The sequence below is a fragment of the Labrenzia sp. VG12 genome (assembly GCF_002237595.1).
Taxonomy (GTDB): Bacteria; Pseudomonadota; Alphaproteobacteria; order Rhizobiales; family Stappiaceae; genus Roseibium.
The window spans coordinates 2,251,011-2,268,002 of record NZ_CP022529.1 but is presented as its reverse complement, the minus strand read 5'-3'; the positions used below and the strand labels follow the sequence as shown (position 1 = coordinate 2,268,002).

12 protein-coding genes are annotated in these 16,992 nt (G+C 60.7%); 3 read left to right on the top strand and 9 right to left on the bottom strand.

What is annotated here, in order from left to right; translation table 11 throughout:
* Positions 1-19: 19 nt before the first annotated feature.
* The 7 genes from edd to CHH27_RS10535 all read right to left on the bottom strand — a co-directional run bounded on the left by edd (position 20) and on the right by CHH27_RS10535 (position 9,066).
* On the bottom strand, positions 20-1,840 hold the full coding sequence (gene edd / locus CHH27_RS10570) for a phosphogluconate dehydratase (RefSeq protein ID WP_094071556.1): 1,821 nt from the start codon (positions 1,838-1,840) through the stop codon (positions 20-22).
* A gap of 133 nt (positions 1,841-1,973) precedes the next feature.
* Positions 1,974-3,446: a glucose-6-phosphate dehydrogenase gene (gene zwf / locus CHH27_RS10565; protein ID WP_094071555.1), complete on the bottom strand. Its 1,473-nt coding sequence runs from the start codon at positions 3,444-3,446 to the stop codon at positions 1,974-1,976.
* A gap of 108 nt (positions 3,447-3,554) precedes the next feature.
* A complete protein-coding gene (locus CHH27_RS10560; RefSeq protein ID WP_094071554.1) occupies positions 3,555-4,502 on the bottom strand; it encodes a carbohydrate kinase in 948 nt (315 codons plus the stop codon).
* A 269-nt stretch (positions 4,503-4,771) separates the two neighbouring features.
* Complete coding sequence (locus CHH27_RS10550) at positions 4,772-5,545, bottom strand: ATP-binding cassette domain-containing protein (protein ID WP_094071552.1); 774 nt, start codon at positions 5,543-5,545, stop codon at positions 4,772-4,774.
* Positions 5,545-6,627, bottom strand: a complete 1,083-nt coding sequence (locus CHH27_RS10545) for an ABC transporter permease (protein WP_094071551.1) — start codon at positions 6,625-6,627, stop codon at positions 5,545-5,547. Before CHH27_RS10545 ends, CHH27_RS10550 begins: the two co-directional genes overlap by 1 nt.
* A gap of 75 nt (positions 6,628-6,702) precedes the next feature.
* Positions 6,703-7,719 carry a sugar ABC transporter substrate-binding protein gene (locus tag CHH27_RS10540; protein WP_094071550.1) on the bottom strand — a complete coding sequence of 339 codons (1,017 nt, stop codon included), beginning with the start codon at positions 7,717-7,719 and terminating at the stop codon, positions 6,703-6,705.
* A 24-nt stretch (positions 7,720-7,743) separates the two neighbouring features.
* The gene (locus CHH27_RS10535) at positions 7,744-9,066 is read right to left on the bottom strand and encodes an ROK family transcriptional regulator (protein ID WP_094071549.1); all 1,323 of its coding nucleotides are present in this window, start codon (positions 9,064-9,066) and stop codon (positions 7,744-7,746) included.
* Positions 9,067-9,426: 360 nt separating this feature from the next.
* Between CHH27_RS10535 and ade the strand changes: the two genes are divergently transcribed.
* A complete protein-coding gene (gene ade, locus CHH27_RS10530) occupies positions 9,427-11,148 on the top strand; it encodes an adenine deaminase (RefSeq protein ID WP_094071548.1) in 1,722 nt (573 codons plus the stop codon).
* Positions 11,149-11,154: 6 nt separating this feature from the next.
* Here ade and CHH27_RS10525 read toward each other — a convergent pair whose 3' ends face one another.
* Positions 11,155-11,700, bottom strand: coding sequence for a hypothetical protein (locus CHH27_RS10525; RefSeq protein WP_094071547.1), 546 nt, complete (start codon positions 11,698-11,700; stop codon positions 11,155-11,157).
* 105 nt (positions 11,701-11,805) lie between these two features.
* On the opposite strand from CHH27_RS10525, the gene CHH27_RS10520 reads away from it, so the two are divergent.
* Together CHH27_RS10520 and CHH27_RS10515 are read left to right on the top strand one after the other, a co-directional pair.
* Positions 11,806-12,963, top strand: coding sequence for an AAA family ATPase (locus tag CHH27_RS10520; RefSeq protein WP_094071546.1), 1,158 nt, complete (start codon positions 11,806-11,808; stop codon positions 12,961-12,963).
* A 303-nt stretch (positions 12,964-13,266) separates the two neighbouring features.
* A complete protein-coding gene (locus tag CHH27_RS10515) occupies positions 13,267-14,937 on the top strand; it encodes a long-chain fatty acid--CoA ligase (RefSeq protein WP_094071545.1) in 1,671 nt (556 codons plus the stop codon).
* A gap of 895 nt (positions 14,938-15,832) precedes the next feature.
* On the opposite strand, the gene CHH27_RS10510 is transcribed toward CHH27_RS10515, so the two are convergent.
* Entirely contained in the window at positions 15,833-16,807 is a 975-nt protein-coding gene (locus tag CHH27_RS10510) for a DMT family transporter (protein ID WP_208988796.1), read from the bottom strand.
* Positions 16,808-16,992 lie beyond the last annotated feature (185 nt).

The following is a 16,992-nucleotide window of genomic DNA, read 5'->3' as shown; positions in this document are numbered from 1 at the left end:
TTCTCCTCGAATTCGCAGGTCAGGCACCAAACACATGCGCACCGGTATCGGCCGTGCCGACATTGGCCCGGAAGGCGGCAAAGAGGTCGCGGCCGACACCGAACTGGTGCTGGCTCAGATCGGCTTCGGCCAGAGGCCGCGCGTTGAACTCGGCTTCGTCCTCCAGAACTTCCAGCTTGCCGGTGACGGCATCGATGCGGATCATGTCGCCGTCACGGATCCGGGCGATGGGGCCGCCGTCGGCAGCTTCCGGCGTGACGTGGATGGCGGCGGGGACCTTGCCAGAAGCGCCGGACATGCGTCCGTCGGTGATCAGGGCCACCTTGTGACCGCGATCCTGCAGAATGCCGAGACAGGGCGTCAGCTTGTGCAGTTCCGGCATGCCGATGGCTTTCGGTCCCTGGAAACGGACCACGGCGGCGACATCGCCCTTCAGTTCCTTGTTGTTGAAGGCGGCCAGGAAGTCGTTCTGGTCGTGGAAGACCCGGGCAGGGGCTTCGATGATGTGACGTTCCTTGGCGACGGCCGAGATCTTGATGACAGCCTTGCCGACATTGCCGGTCAGCATCTTCAGGCCACCGGTTGGCTGGAAAGCCTTGGCAACCGGCGCCAGAACGGTTTCGTCGCCGGACGTCTCGGGGACTTCCTGACGCAGGACATTGCCTTCCGCGTCCAGCTTGGCTTCCGCGGTGTAACCAGACAGATCCGTGCCGTAGACGGTCTTGACGTCCTGGTGCAGATAGCCGTCGCCGAGCAGTTCCCGGATCAGGAATTGCAGGCCACCGGCCGCCTGGAAGTGGTTCACGTCGGCCTTGCCGTTCGGATAGACGCGGGCAAGCAGCGGCACCACGTCCGAGAGGTCGGAGATATCGTCCCAGGTGAGCCTGATGCCGGCCGCGGCGGCGATCGCCACAAGGTGCATGGTGTGGTTGGTCGAGCCGCCGGTGGCGTGCAGACCGACGACACCGTTGACGATGGCTTTCTCGTCGATCACTTCGCCCGCAGGTGTGAATTCGTTGCCCAGAGCGGAAATCGCCAGAGCGCGTTTGGCAGCTTCCTTGGTGAGCGCGTCGCGCAACGGCGTGCCCGGATTGATGAACGAGGCGCCCGGCATGTGCAGACCCATGATCTCCATCAGCATCTGGTTGGAATTGGCCGTGCCGTAAAACGTGCAGGTGCCCGGAGAGTGATAGGCAGCGGACTCGCTTTCAAGCAGCGCATCGCGGCCGACCTTGCCTTCGGCATAAAGCTGGCGGACCTTGGCCTTTTCGTCATTGGAAATACCGGTGGTCATCGGGCCGGCCGGTACGAAGACGGCTGGCAGATGGCCGAAGGACAGGGCGGCAATGGCAAGACCCGGTACGATCTTGTCGCAAATGCCGAGGAAAACGGCTGCGTCGAACATCTGGTGCGACAGGCCGACGGCTGCCGCCATGGCAATGACATCGCGGGAGAACAGCGAGAGCTCCATGCCGTCCTGGCCCTGGGTGACGCCGTCGCACATGGCCGGCACGCCGCCGGCGACCTGAGCAACCGCACCGACTTCATGGGCAGCTTCGCGGATCAGGGATGGGTAGGTTTCGTAGGGTTGGTGCGCCGACAGCATGTCGTTGTAGGACGTGATGATCCCGAGGTTCGCCACGACGTCGCCGGAAAGCGCCTTCTTGTCGGAGAGGCCGCAGGCGGCAAATCCGTGGGCGAGGTTGCCACAGGAAAGGCGGGAACGCTGAGGTCCCTGCTCGGCCGCCTTGCCGATCCGTTCCAGATAGATCGAGCGGCTGTCATGGCTGCGTTTGACGATCCGTTCCGTGACGTCGCCAATGCGGTCCTGAATGGTCATGCTGTCAAATCCTTTGCTAGCCGGTTTGGGCTTGGCTGTTTTCTGGCAGATAGGGCGAAATCTCGATTTCGCACCCTGCTTTAATCGATTTAAACGACAGAAATCTCACAGGATGAGATCCTGTGAGCGTTTCCTAGATGCCGTCTTCGGCCCAGGTACGGCCGTCTCGCTCCACCAGAGCGATGGAGGCCGACGGGCCCCAGGTGCCGGCGGTGTAGCCCTTGGGCGTGTCCTTGGAGGCCGCCCAGGCAGCCTGGATCGGATCAATCCAGGCCCAGGCTGCATCAACTTCGTCACGGCGCATGAACAGGGTCTGGTTGCCGCGGATCACATCCATGATCAGGCGCTCATAGGCATCCGGGTTACGCACCTTGAAGGCTTCGGCGAAGCTCATGTCGAGCGGAACCTTGCGCAGGCGCATGCCGCCGGGACCCGGGTCCTTGATCATGATCTGCATCTGGACGCCTTCGTCCGGCTGCAGGCGGATGATCAGCCGGTTGGCAGTGATCGATCCGGCTTCCGTATCGAAGATCGAATGCGGGATCGGGCGGAACTGGACCACGATTTCCGAGACGCGCTGGGCCAGGCGTTTGCCGGTCCGCAGGTAGAAGGGCACGCCGGCCCATCGCCAGTTGGCAATCTCCGCCTTCAGAGCAACAAAGGTTTCCGTGCGGCTCTCGTCATTGCCGAGTTCTTCCAGATAGCCGGGGACAGCGCCGCCGGCAGAGGCTCCGGCACGATACTGGCCGCGCACCGTCAGCTTGTCGGCGCTTTGTTCGTTGATGGGAGCGAGGGCCTTCAGAACCTTTAGTTTTTCGTCGCGGACACTGTCCGCATTCATGGATTCCGGCGGCTCCATGGCCACGAGGCAGAGCAGCTGCAGGATGTGGTTCTGGACCATGTCGCGCAGGGCGCCGGCCGTGTCGTAGTAGCCGGCGCGGCCACCGGTGCCGAGCGATTCAGCCACCGTGATCTGGACATGGTCGATATGAGCGGCGTTCCAGAGCGGTTCGAAGAGGGCGTTTGCAAAGCGCAACGCCATCAGGTTCTGAACCGTTTCCTTGCCGAGATAGTGGTCGATACGGAAGATCTGGTGTTCGTCGAAGACGGCGCCGACCGTGTCGTTGAGGGCCTTTGCCGACGCGCCGTCCTTGCCGATCGGCTTTTCCATCACGACGCGGGCGTTTTCATTGACAACGCCGATGCGGCCGAGGTTTTCGCAGATGGTTCCGAAGAGGTCGGGACCGACGGCCAGGTAAAAGGCACGGATGACATCGCTGCGTTCGTCGAGCACCGTTTTCAGGTCTTCAAAGCCTTCCGCCGTGGCAATGTCGATCTTGACGTAGCGCAGGCGTTTCAGAAACTGCTCCAGATGCGCGTCATCCAGATCCTTGACGTGTTCCACCAGCGCCTTTTTGGCATAGTCGCGGTAATCGTCATCAGTGTAGTCGCGGCGGGCGCTGCAGATGATGCGCGCATCTTCCGGCATCTGGCCGTCAGCATCGCGATGATAGAGCGCTGGCAGAAGCTTGCGGTTTGCAAGATCTCCGGATGCGCCGAACACGACCAAGTCGAATTCATCTACTTCAATGACGCGTACCGCCATGGTTCATCCCTTCTCAGCAGCTGTCTCACAAGCGGATTACAGGTCTATCCGCTTTTTGCAATGCACCTAGAGCAGGTTTTTAAATCGATTTAATTCACTTGTCAGCTGTTATTTCAGACCAGCCCATTCTTTTTCAAGCTCGGCCTTGCGCGGCAGATCCGCACCGCGGCGCGAGCATGTGATGCCTGCTGCCGTTACAGCAAATTCCACCAGCCGGCGCAATTGCTCCTGCTGAAGATTTTCCAGTGCGGCCCGGCTTGTCGCACCGAGATGCCTCAATCCGGCAAGCAGGGCGGCCTGAAACGTGTCGCCGGCACCAACGGTGTCTTCAACCGTTACCTTGACACCTGGACAATCGATCTCGGTACCTGGAGCGAAGGCTGTCGCGCCGTCGCCGCCCCGGGTGACGATCACGAGACCTGCTCCGGCCGCGAGCCAGTTGCGCGCGATCTTGTCGACCGGTTCACCCGGCGCGATCAGTTCCAGGTCTTCATCACTGACCTTGATGAGATCCGTCAGCGGCACCAGCGCTTCTGTGTTGTCGCGCCAGAGGTCCATATCGGAGACCACGGTCGGGCGGATGTTCGGGTCGAAGGAAATCAGCGTGTGGGGTTTTTCCCGGGCGATCAGTTTCTTCAGGGCGCTGGCCACCGGTTCCACCAGCGCCGTGTATGATCCGATATGCAAAAAGGCGGGTGGGGTGTCGAATGTGGGCAGATCTGTCTCCGTCACCATCCGGTCGGCGGCATTGGCGCCATAAAACGTATAGGCCGGAGAGCCATGTGCGTCCTTTTGCACAAGGCTCAGGGTGGTCAGGTAATCTGTCCTGAGAATATAGCGCTCGGAAACGCCTTCCGTGCGGAACTTCTCGACCAGCTTTTCACCGAGCGCATCCCTGGAGATGCCGCCAAAGAAAGCGGCCTCTTCGCCAAGACGGGCCAGCCCCATGGCAACGTTGAAGGGGGACCCGCCGATGCGGGCGTCGAAAGCGACACTGTCGCCGGGCGTGTTGTCGCCGAAAAGGTCGAACAGGGCTTCGCCGCAAATCAGAAACATATTGGTTTTCTACTCTCGGATTGGGCGCAGGTCACTACGCCGGAAGACGTTGTTGCACTAAGAGATTTGCCAACCAGACAAGCTCATCCTGGGGAGCCGTGTCGCCGGTGTCTCCAAGGACCGGCCGTTTGAACACAGCTTGCCGCCGACCCTTGGAGATGGACCTGACGGTCCCCCTCAGGAGGAGGTAGCTTCCCAGGTGACAGGCCGTGTTGACGCGCATTCATGACGACCAGTCAAAATCTTGGACAAGAGTTTCAGGTCCGCCCTCACGCTGCGAGCTCCTCCGGCGGATCCATGGCACCTGTCATGATGGCGACCGCATCTGACATCGAGAAGTCTGATGGCTTGATCACGCAGGCGCGTTTGCCCAGCCGGTGAATGTGGATCCGGTCGGCGACCTCAAACACATGTGGCATGTTGTGGCTGATCAGGACAATCGGCAGGCCTCTTGCCTTGACGTCCTTGATCAGGTCGAGCACGCGCCGGCTTTCCTTGACACCAAGGGCTGCCGTCGGTTCGTCCATGATCACCACCTTGGAACCGAAAGCCGCCGCCCGGGCCACGGCCACACCCTGACGCTGTCCGCCCGACAGCGTTTCCACGGCCTGGTTGATGTTCTGGATCGTGAGCAGGCCAAGCTCGTTCAGCTTTTCGCGGGCGATTGCTTCCATCCTGCTGCGGTCGAGCTGGCGCAGGACCTTGCCGCGGAACCCGGATTTCCGAAGCTCGCGCCCCATGAACATGTTGTCCGTGATGGACAGGGCCGGTGACATGGCAAGCGTCTGGTAGACCGTCTCGATACCTGCCTCGCGGGCATCGATCGGGGAGGTGAAATGGATCGGTTTCCCGTCCAGAAGCACCTCGCCGTCATCGGGTTGAACCGCGCCGCTGAGCGCCTTGATCAGGGTGGACTTGCCGGCACCGTTGTCACCGATGACGGCCAGGATCTCGCCCGGATAAAGTTCGAAGTCGGCATGATCCATGGCAACCACGCGGCCATAGCGCTTGACCAGACTTTTGGCTTGAAGAACAGGTTCCATCAGACTGATACCTTTCTGATCCACTGGTCGATCGCGACCGCACCGATGATGAGAATGCCGATCAGCAGGTACGTCCACTGGGCATCGGCACCGAGCAGGCGCAGGCTCAGGGTGAAGACACCAACAATCAGCGCCCCGAAAAGCGTACCTAGGATCGAGCCGCGGCCGCCGAACAGCGAGATGCCGCCGATCACCACCGCGGTGATCGATTCAATGTTGGCGAGCTGGCCCGTGGTCGGTGACACGGAGCCGATGCGTCCGATCATGGCCCAGCCGGCAAAGGCGCAGATGAGGCCGGAGAGCATGTAAACGGAGATCAGCACCTTCTTGACCTGGACACCGGACAGCTGTGCGGCTTCCGGATCGTCGCCGACGGCATAGACATGCCGGCCCCAGGCGGTCTGTCGCAGCGCATAGGCCAGCACGACAATCAGGATCACCATGAAGATCACGCCATAGGTGAAGATGGCACCACCGATATTGATCTTGTTGCCGAAGAACTGCAGCAACGGGGCCTGGGCTGCGATGTCCTGAGAGCGAATGGTCTCGTTGGCGGAATAGAGAAAATTCGTCGCGAGCACGATCTGCCACATGCCGAGCGTGACGATGAAGGGCGGCAGTTTCACCACGGCCACGAGGAAGCCGTTGATGTACCCGCAGATGGTGCCGCAGATCAGGCCGCAAGCGATTGCGACTTCAACCGGCAGGCCGTAGCGAAAGGTGAACTGGCCCATGACGACGGACGAGAGCACCATGATGGCGCCAACGGAGAGATCGATGCCGGCGGTCAGGATGACGATGCTTTGCGCTGCCGCCACGATGCCGACGATCTGAACCTGCTGGAGGATCAGCGTCATGGCGAAGGGGGAAAACAGCTTTGAGCCAAGCATGATCCCGAAGACGATCAGGGACAGCAGTAGGACGATCAGCGGCACCAGGCTCGGCGTCTGATGAAGCGTGTGCTGGATCTTCTGGCCAAGGCCGCGGTGATGTTCGTCAAATGATGCAACTGCCTGCGGACCGGATGCTGCGGCGGTTTCGAAATCCGCCGGTCCATCGGCCGGTTTTGTGTCTGAGGTCATGCCCGAATTCCCTCTGTGCCTTTGAAAAAGGGGGCCAGGTCGCCCAAGCCCCCTCCGTTTTTGGTGGCGTTAGCCTTAGCCCCAGCAGAGCTCCGTACCCTTGGCGGTGTCAATGGACTCAACACCGTCAACCGGCTTGTCGGTGACCAGGGCAACGCCCGTGTCGAAGAAGTCCTTGCCCGGGGTCGGCTCGGGCTTCTCGCCGCTGTCGGCCCACTTCTTGATCGCCTCGATGCCGAGCGAGGCCATCAGCAGCGGATATTGCTGCGAGGTGGCGCCAATGACGCCGTCCTTGACGTTCTGCACGCCAGGGCAACCGCCATCCACGGAAACGATCAGCACGTCGTTCTCGCGGCCGATGGCCTTCAGAGCCTCATAGGCGCCGGCTGCCGCCGGCTCGTTGATCGTGTAGATGACGTTGATCATCGGGTCTTTGGCCAGAAGGTTTTCCATTGCCTTGCGGCCGCCTTCCTCGTTACCGGCAGTGACATCGTTGCCGACGATGCGCGGGTCGGTTTCATCGCCCCACTTGTTCGGGTCGCCGAGATCGATGCCGAAGCCCTGCAGGAAGCCCTGGTCGCGCAGAACGCCGACGGTCGGCTGGCTGATGGCAAGATCGAGCATGCCGATCTTGGCATTGGCCGCGTCGTCGCCAAGTGAAGCGGCAGCCCATTTGCCGATCAGTTCACCGGCCAGGAAGTTGTCCGTCGCAAAGGTCGCGTCGGCCGCATCGATCGGGCTCAGCGGGGTGTCGAGCGCGATCACCAGGAGGCCATTGTCGCGGGCCTGTTTGACGGCCGGAACGATGGATGACGTGTCGGATGCGGTCAGAAGAATGCCCTTGGCGCCATCGGCGATGCAGGTTTCGATGGCGGCAACCTGGGTTTCATGGTCGCCGTCGATCTTGCCGGCAAAGGACTTCAGCTCGATGCCGAGCTCTTCGGCCTTGGCAGTGGCGCCTTCCTTCATCTTCACGAAGAACGGGTTGGTATCGGTTTTGGTAATCAGGCACGCAGAAATGTCTGCTGCGGCTGCTGGAGTTGCTGCCATGGCGGCAAGCACGGATGCTGTCGCAAGGAATTTACGGATCATGTGCGGTTTCCTCCCTGGCCTTGATTAAGTTGGACGGTTGGGTGCGGCCAGATGTGACCCCAACCGTGCTGCCCTTGCAGGAAAACTGGCTTTGTCCTCCGCGCCGCCAGCGCCTGCGGGTCCGGTGTCCTTCCCGCCTGTCAGGATCGCTGCCCTGGGCGAGAAGTTGAAGAATTGCGGCAGGCTGGCTGCGCCGATCGCACCGGCGTCGTGGCCAAAACTGCCGACCTGGATGTCGGGAGACTGCCGCTTTTCAGGTGCGGCACGCTTCACTGCCTCGGTGAGAGCAGTTCGGAATGCTTCCGGGAAGGGGCCGCCCAGGTCGCCGTCGATGACAACTAGCGGCACGTCCAGAAGCGCATAGGCGGATCTGAGCGCAAGCCCCAGGGCGTCCGCGCAGTCCTGCAGCCATTCGCGGTATCTGATGTCGCCCGTCTCGACTGCGTCTTGCAGATCGGCCCTGTTCAGCCGGGAAAAATCGTCCGGCGCCATATGCCGGGCGAGGGCGACCAGAGAGGCGCGCGTGAGCAGCAGGTCCCACTGGTTTCGCGGTTTCGGCGCCGTCGTCAGGTTGCTCGGGGGGACCGGCATCATGGCCACGTCGCCGGCATTACCTGTCTCGCCCCGAATGACATCGCCCTTCAGGATCAGGCCGCCGCCGATGGCCGGACCGAGGAAAAGATAGAGAAAATGGTCGTTCTGGCGACCAAGGCCGTAAAACAGTTCGGCAACTGCTGCGGCCGTGCCGTCGTTTTCGCTGAAAACGGGTAGTTCCGTGGCGGTTTCCAGCGCCTGGGCAAGATCATAGTCTTCCCATTTCTTGAAGTCTGCCTCCGGAAGCCCCAGTTCGTGCAGCCAGGCGCCGAGGTTGAAGGGCTGCGCGAGACCGATCCCGGTGATGCGGGACTGCTCGTCGGCGGCAAGTTCATCGCGCAGGATCCGGATGTCTTCGGTCAGGATTTCCAGGGCCCGCTCCGGCGCGGGCAGGATCAGGTCATGCAGGCGGCGGCTGACAAGTCGGCCGGAAAAGTCCATCAGCACCGTTTCCATGTTGGTGCGGTCGAGACGCACACCGAAGGAATAGGCGCCTCCCGGTTCCAGACGCAGGATCGTCGCCGGCTGTCCCCGGCTGCCGTCATGGCGTTTGCCGGCCTCAACGATCAAACCTTCTTCGATCAGGTCCTGGATGATCGCGCCAATGGCCGCGTTGGTCAGCTGAACGGCCCGGGCGAGTTCCGCCTTGGAGGCTTCGCCGGCGCGCCGCAGGATCTGCAGAACGATGCGCTCGTTATAACGGCGCAACTGCGCGGAATTCGAGCCGCGCCCGCTTTTGCGAGGTTCCTCCACCCTTGTCGCTCCTCCGGATCCCTTCACTCTCTTTTGGAGTGGTTCAGAATAATTTATCTTGATGAAATTATTCGTTCGAAACGGAAGCCTGTCAATTCGATTCCGCCCTTGCGGTGCGCATTTTCGATGCTGCGATGCGGTAAGGATTTGAAATAAGTGTATAAGTTTTCGGCTGAATTTATTCTATTATTTCCCTTGCGGAAGGTAAATGGTGCCGTCCGAGGGAATTGCAAGACGTGGAATTGAGGTGATACCCGTCGAGTTCTGCGTGGCCACGAAAATTCACGTCAGGCGGGAAAGCGTTGCCGAGGCGCCGTAGTTTCGTATTGTCGGAGGCAGAAAAAGAATCGGAGAACAAACATGCCGGTCCACCACGATGAAGCTTTTCTGGCACAGGCAATTGCCGCCGGTGCAGGGGAACAGCCCGCCGACCTGGTAATCAAGGATGTTGCAATGTTCAGCGTTGTCGATGGCACGACAACCCGGACAGATATTGCTGTGGTCGGCGACCGGATCGTTGGCACACATGGCGAGTATGACGGCAAGGAGCAGATTGACGGCTCTGGTCTGACGGCCGTGCCGGGCTTCATCGACACGCATCTGCATGTGGAATCCTCGCTGGTCACCCCGTTTGAATTTGACCGTTGCGTGCTGCCGCACGGCGTGACAACCGCGATCTGTGACCCACACGAGATTGCCAATGTGCTGGGTGCGGAGGGAATTCGGTATTTTCTCGACAGTTCGCTCGAAACCGTCATGGACCTTCGGGTCAATCTGTCGTCTTGCGTGCCCGCAACCGCTTTCGAGACTGCCGGCGCCTGTCTGGAGATTAAGGACCTGCTGCCGTTCCGCGGTCATGCCAAGGTGATCGGCCTAGCGGAATTCATGAATTTTCCGGGGGTTCTGGCACGCGATCCAAAGGTGCTTGCAAAGCTCGCAGCCTTCCAGGACGGGCATATCGACGGCCATGCGCCCCTTCTTGTCGGCATGGGGCTCAATGGCTATCTCGCGGCCGGTATCCGCACCGATCACGAGGCAACGAACGCCGAGGAAGCGCTTGAAAAACTTGCCAAGGGCATGACTATCCTGATGCGCGAAGGCTCCGTTTCCAAGGATCTGGAGGCGCTTGCCCCGATCCTGACCCCGGATGTGTCGGCCTTTGTTGCGCTGTGCACGGATGATCGCAATCCGCTCGACATTGCCGAGGAAGGCCATCTCGACAGCATGATCCGGCGGCTGATCGCCAAGGGGATCCGGCCGCTCGATGCCTATCGGGCAGCCAGCTGGTCCGCTGCCAATGCCTTCGGCTTGAAGGACAAGGGCGTGATTGCCCCGGGCAAACGGGCGGATATTGCGCTTCTGAGCGACTTTGAAGATTGCCGGGTGGCCAAGGTCATTTGTGGCGGCGTGATCGCCGGTGACGAGGCCTTTTCTTGTCGGACCGTGGTTTCTCCTGTCGGGCTCGACAGCGTCAAGGTGGCCGCGGTCTCCGCGGAGAAATTCGATATTCCGGCCCGCAACAGCGAAGCAGATGTGATCGGCGTGGTGCCGGGCAAGATCATCACCGAGCATCTGAAACGCACCTTGCCGGTCACCGGTGGCAAGACCCTGGCAGACCTTGACCAGGATGTCCTGAAGGTGGCGGTGGTCGAACGTCACAAGGGCACCGGCAATATCGGTCTTGGCTTCGTCAACGGATTCGGCATGAAGCGCGGCGCGATTGCGTCCTCCGTCGGTCATGACAGCCACAATATCTGTGTTGTCGGCGCCAACGAGGCGGCCATGGCTCATGCCGTCAACCGGGTGATCGGGATGAAGGGCGGCTTTGCCGTGGCCGACGAGACAGGCGTCATGGCAGATCTCGCACTGCCGCTGGCCGGACTGATGAGCCTGGAACCGTTCGAAACAGTCAAGGAGCATCTGGAAGAGCTTCGGGCCGCCGCCAAGTCACTCGGCTGCACACTGGCCGAGCCCTTCCTGCAGGTGGCCTTCCTGCCGCTGCCGGTAATCCCGCACCTGAAGATCACGGATTTCGGCGTGTTCGATGTCAACAAGTTCGAGCTGATCGATCAGGGATCCTGAAGAGGGTCAGTAACGGCGCATGCGCCGCCTGAAACGGGCCCAGGCCCAGCCCTCTTCCAGGCCGAGCCAGAAAAGCACGAGGCCGATGATCAGGGAGATCTTGAACACCTTGTTGTCAAAGGCAAAACCGGCAAGGAACTCGGCGGGATAGGCGATCTTCGGATTGATCGGCAGATAGACAACATCGATCGCTTCGCGGGTCTTCTTGTCGACAAGATTGGCGGGCAGCGTCACCACCAGGGTCCGCAGGGGCTCGTTTTTCGGCCGATAGTCGATCACCAGCGTGTCGCCCCGGGTCCAGGTGCTCGGGTTTTTCAGGAAGTTCCGAGGGTTTTCGCGCTTTCGTTTCTCGATGACGGCCGGATCCTGAGGGGCGTTCTGAAGGGCGACAATGCGTCCTTCGACCGTGTCGCCGAAGCTGGTCAGGAGGGAATATTTCAGGGCACTGTCAAAGTGCAGGAACAGGGAAATCAGCACCAGCACGGAGGCGAAGAAGAGCATGGCCAGCTTGTGGGCAAAACTATCTTCCTGCGTTTCATGCGGATTAAACATCGGCCCCGGCACCTGTTGCCGGACCAGCACGAAAACGCCGCAAGGTCCGGCTATTTCCCCATTTCCCGCATGATGGCACATTTTCAGGTTTAAGGCAGTTCTTTCATGATTCTCACTCTTGCGGTCTCCGGTTACCGTTCCCTGCGCGACCTGGTTTTGCCGTTGGACCGGATCACGCTTGTGACCGGGGCGAATGGCAGCGGCAAATCGAGTCTCTACCGGTCAATCCGGTTGCTGGCCGAGGTGGCCCAGGGCCAGGCAATCGCCTCGCTGGCTGCAGAAGGCGGCTTGAACTCAACACTCTGGGCGGGACCGGAAGCCTTTTCACGGGCGATGAAGCGCGGTGAGATGCCGGTGCAGGGCACCGTGCGCAAGAATGTCGTCAGCCTGAAACTCGGCTTTGCCGACGAGGATTACGGCTATGCCATCGATCTCGGATTGCCGGCGGATGCCGGCGGTTCGCTGTTTTCGATGGATCCGGAAATCAAGGCGGAAGCGCTGTGGGCAGGTGAGGCCCTGTCCCGGTCCAACGAGATCGCCGGGCGCAACGGTCCGACCGTCAGGGTCTTGAACGAGCGGGGACAGAGGATCCCCGTTCTGCAGACCCTGGCGCGGTTCGACAGCATGATGACCCATGCGGCAGACCCGAAGGACGGGCTGGAACTGCTGGTGATGCGTGAACGCATGCGAGCCTGGCGTTTCTACGATCATCTGCGCACCGATCGCGAGGCACCGGCAAGGTTCCCAAAAATTGGCACGCGCACGCCCGTCTTGAGCGGCGATGGCGGCGACCTGGCCGCCGCGCTCCAGACCATCCAGGAGATCGGCGATGAACAGGAGCTGGCCGAGGCCATCGACGATGCCTTTCCGGGCGCTGCCATCGAGATCTCGGTGAATGACGGTTATTTTGAGTTGCTGATGCGGCAGAAGGGGCTGTTAAGATCGCTTCGGGCGAGTGAACTCTCCGATGGTACGCTGCGCTATCTGCTTCTGACCGCAGCCCTTCTGTCGCCGAGACCCGCTCCACTGATCGTACTGAACGAGCCGGAAACCAGTCTGCATCCGGCGCTGCTGGAACCGCTCGCCCGGCTGATCGCAAAGGCGGCTCAAAAGACGCAGGTGATCGTCGTGTCGCATGCCGGTGTCCTGGTCGACGAACTGGCCTGTGAACCCGGCTGTCTGCGCTATGATTTGCGAAAAGAGCTGGGTGAGACGGTTGTGGATGGCGCGGATACACCTAAATGGGTCTGGCCGAAGCGATAATTTTCCGGCAAGCTTTCCAACGGGATAAGCTTTTGATTTGGCGACGCTATTGCCATTTCCTGCCGCCGTCTTATCTAACAGATCAGACTGTGCAGGTGCAAAAAAGTGCCGAGGTGTCGTTACGTCGCGAGTTGACGTTTGCGGAAGGTTGCGTCATGTCAGGAGGCACCCAAAGAGGCAATGCCACATTGGCGGACGGGATCCGGAGGGGGGAATGTCCGGTTGGCGCGTGGAGGCGCAGAACCGGATTTCAGGTCGAAGACCCGCCCGCACGAGTGGCATAAAAACGCGTTGGAGAACTTTATGACGACTGCGGAGGAGTGGAACGCGGCGTTTGTGCCCCGTCCAGTACACGAGTATCTCGAAACGACCGTTTCCGAGTTCGGTGCGCGCCCGGCCGCCGATTTCATGGGCAAGGTCTGGACCTATGCGGAGATCGGCGAACTGGTCGATCGCACCGCGGCTGGCCTTCAGGCGATGGGCGTCGGGCCCGGTGTCAATGTCGGGCTGTGCCTGCCCAACACGCCCTATTACACGATCTTCTACTTCGCGATCCTGAAGATCGGTGCCACGGTTGCCAACTTCAATCCGCTTTATGTGGAGCGGGAAATCTCCTTCCAGGCACGTGACGCCGACGTGCGGATCATGGTGACCATGGATCTGAAGGTCATCTACGACAAGGTCGAAGAGGTCCGGAAGGAAAAGATCCTCGACAAGATCATCGTCTGTCCGATGAGTTTCTGCCTGCCGAGCGTCAAGAAGGTGTTGTTCAGCCTGTTCAAGCGCAAGGAGCTGGCCGACATCCCGAAGGATGACGCCCATATCTGGTTCGACGACCTGCAGACCAGCGGCAACACGCCGAAGCCGGTCGATATTGATGTGAACGAGTCCATCGCCGTTCTGCAATATACCGGCGGCACCACCGGTGTGCCGAAGGGCGCCATGCTGACGCACAAGAACCTGGCGGCCAATATCGAGCAGATGCGCTGCATCTTCGAAAAGGCCAAACCGGGCGAAGAGAGGATGCTCTGCGTTCTGCCGTTCTTCCATGTCTTTGCCATGACGGTGGCCCAGAACCTCTCCATTATCCTGGGCGCTGAAATGGTGCTGCAGCCGCGCTTCGAGCTGAAAGCCCTGCTGGATGCGATCGTCCGCAAGAAAGTGACCCTGTTTCCGGGCGTGCCGACCATCTATACGGCGATCAACAATTCGCCCATGACCGAGAAATACGACCTCACCAGCATCCGGCTGTGTCTGTCCGGTGGTGCACCGCTTCCGGTCGAGGTGAAGGAGAGTTTCGAAAAGATCACCGGCTGCGTCCTGGTAGAGGGCTATGGTTTGACGGAATCCTCACCTGTTGCTGCCGTCAATCCGCTCGATGAAAATCGCCGCGCCGGTTCCATCGGGCGTCTTGCCCCAGGCACCAAGGCACGCTTCGTCAGCATCGAGGACCGGGTTACCGAGGTGGCGCAGGGCGAAAAGGGCGAATTGATGCTGCACGGCCCGCAGATCATGAAGGGCTACTGGAAGCGCGATGACGCCACGGCCGACACGATCACCGAGGACGGTTATCTCCATACCGGCGATGTCGGCTATATCGACGAGGACGGTTTCATCTATCTCGTCGACCGCATCAAGGACCTGATCCTGTGCTCCGGCTACAATGTTTATCCGCGTGTCATCGAGGAAGCGATCTATCAGAACGAGGCCGTTGACGAGACCATCGTCATTGCCGTCCCGGACGAATATCGCGGCCAGACACCAAAGGCCTTCATCAAGCTGAAGGACGGCTATTCAATGACTGCCGAGGAGATGAAGACCTTTCTGAAGGATCATCTGTCGACCATTGAGCTGCCAAGGGAATTCGAGTTCCGCGACGAGCTGCCCAAGACCATGGTCGGCAAGCTCTCCAAGAAGGAACTTGTCGAAGAAGAAGCCCAGAAACGGGCGATGGCCGAAGCCAAGAGTGCTTGAGGTAGGCTAAAATCTGTCCGTCTTGAAACGCGCGTCCCCGACGCGCGTTTCGTGGTTCTGGACCAACGCATGCCCTGGCTGTCATTCCGGGCGAAGCGAAGCGGAGACCCGGGACCCGGGACAACTGGGAGGTAACAGTCGGGTACGAACAGAGACGTGAGGTTTCCCGGGTTCCCGCCTGCGCGGGGATGACATTGCAAGACTGCCGCACGGTTTATCCATTTTCGTCATTGCAGTGCTCGACCCTGCAATCCATGCCGTTTCGTCGCCTTGAGCGCAGCCCTGTCTGCGGAGAGCTCATGGCATGGATCCCATGGTCAAGCCATGGGACGACGAAGGCAGTGCGAGCGAGCGGTGTTCGTGCGCCCTGACGTTCGGCGCCAGCTGTTTGTCACCCCGGATGCAGCGCAGATGAGACCCGGGACACTTGAGAGGTAACAGTCGGGTACGAAAAGAGACCATGAGGCTTCCCGGGTTCCCGCCTGCGCGGGGATGACATTGCAAGACTGCCGCACGGTTTATCCATTTTTGTCATTGCAGGGCTCGACCCTGCAATCCATGCCGTTTCGTCGCCTCGAGCGCCGCCCTGTCCGCGGAGAGCCCATGGCATGGATCCCATGGTCAAGCCATGGGATGACGAAGGCAATGCGAGCGAGCGTTGATCGTGCGCCCTGACGTTCGGCGCCTGCTGATTTGTCATCCCGGTTGGCGTACGCCAAGACCGGGATCCAGTAGACACCGGTCGACGTTTTTTCACCGAGATGCCTGCGTTTACTGGGTCCCCGCCTGCGTTTACTGGGTCCCCGCCTGCGTTTACTGGGTCCCCGCCTGCGCGGCGATGACAATCGAGAGCTTGGTGGCTGCCGCCCAAACTTCAGGAACGTGGGCAGATTTCCTAGCTGTTATACCCGCGGCCGTCAGACGCCCGGGCCAGTTCCCGGCCGCGCTTGGCTTCGCGGCGGACCGTGTAGATCGAGGCGGCGATGATGATGGCGGCGCCGATCAGCGTTTCCACCCTTGGCCACTGGCTGAAGACCAGCGCGCCGAAGATCGTGGCGTAGAGCAGCCGTGTGTAGTCGAGCGAGGCGATCGCCGTGGCTTCTCCGGCCTTGAAGGCGCGAATATTGGCCATTTGCGCGGCCCAGGATATGGCGCCGATCACCAGGAGCAGGCCCCACTGGCCAAGGGTCGGTGCCTGCCAGGTGTAGACCGCAGGTGCCGCCATGATCAGGCCGACGCCAAATGCCTGGTAGGTCAGGATGGTCACCGGCGGATCTGTGCGGGTCAGGAGGCGCACGACGATCATCACCATGCCGGCACAGGCGGCCCCGGCAATTGCCAGCAGGGCGTAAGGATCGATCAGGCCTTCACCGTCCGGGCGCAGCATCAGCACAACGCCGAGAAAGCCGATGATGGTTGCGCCCCAGCGATGCACCCCGACGGTTTCACCCAGGAGCCAGATGGCGAAAATGGTGATGAAGAACGTCTTGGAAAAGCTGATTGCCGTCGCGTCGGCCAGCGGCATTTCGATGACGGCGGTGAAGCCGCACAGCATGGCGGTGGAGGCGAACAGAATGCGGGTCAGCTGCAGGCCCGGCCGTTTGGTGGCCAGCGACCCGGGCAGACCGCGCAGGATCGTGGGGGCAACAATGGCCAGCATGATGGCCTGGCGAACCACCAGGATCTGAAAAACAGACAGATCCTGACCGAGAAACTTGATCATGGTCACCATGATCGAGAACAGGAAGGCAGCCAAAAGGATCCAGAGCGCACCGATGGTATTGGAAGGCAAATTGGCCGTCATGCGGGTGAAGTGTCGCTGGATCGGGTTGCCACGCGCCTTGTCGGGGGCGGGGTCCTTGGCTGGCATGTCCATTTATGTTCCTTGCCGGACGGCATGCGCATGCGGCGGTCCCGACAGGGCCGGAGCAGGGGCGTGGCTCAAGAAGAGCGGATTGTTGCGCTTGCAACAAGTCTAGCGGTTTTGAGGGCGAAAGGAAGAGGCCCGGTTTGTCTTCTGCGCCTTGTGGCCCATACTTTTCTGGAAAACCGAGG

What these genes read in the sequence shown, in the direction of transcription:
- edd (WP_094071556.1), bottom strand. Translation starts at nt 1,840, where the DNA reads ATGACCATTCAGGACCGCATTGGCGACGTCACGGAACGGATCGTCAAA.
- zwf (WP_094071555.1), bottom strand. Translation starts at nt 3,446, where the DNA reads ATGGCGGTACGCGTCATTGAAGTAGATGAATTCGACTTGGTCGTGTTC.
- CHH27_RS10560 (WP_094071554.1), bottom strand. Translation starts at nt 4,502, where the DNA reads ATGTTTCTGATTTGCGGCGAAGCCCTGTTCGACCTTTTCGGCGACAAC.
- CHH27_RS10550 (WP_094071552.1), bottom strand. Translation starts at nt 5,545, where the DNA reads ATGGAACCTGTTCTTCAAGCCAAAAGTCTGGTCAAGCGCTATGGCCGC.
- CHH27_RS10545 (WP_094071551.1), bottom strand. Translation starts at nt 6,627, where the DNA reads ATGACCTCAGACACAAAACCGGCCGATGGACCGGCGGATTTCGAAACC.
- CHH27_RS10540 (WP_094071550.1), bottom strand. Translation starts at nt 7,719, where the DNA reads ATGATCCGTAAATTCCTTGCGACAGCATCCGTGCTTGCCGCCATGGCA.
- ade (WP_094071548.1), top strand. Translation starts at nt 9,427, where the DNA reads ATGCCGGTCCACCACGATGAAGCTTTTCTGGCACAGGCAATTGCCGCC.
- CHH27_RS10525 (WP_094071547.1), bottom strand. Translation starts at nt 11,700, where the DNA reads ATGTTTAATCCGCATGAAACGCAGGAAGATAGTTTTGCCCACAAGCTG.
- CHH27_RS10520 (WP_094071546.1), top strand. Translation starts at nt 11,806, where the DNA reads ATGATTCTCACTCTTGCGGTCTCCGGTTACCGTTCCCTGCGCGACCTG.
- CHH27_RS10515 (WP_094071545.1), top strand. Translation starts at nt 13,267, where the DNA reads ATGACGACTGCGGAGGAGTGGAACGCGGCGTTTGTGCCCCGTCCAGTA.
- CHH27_RS10510 (WP_208988796.1), bottom strand. Translation starts at nt 16,807, where the DNA reads ATGCCAGCCAAGGACCCCGCCCCCGACAAGGCGCGTGGCAACCCGATC.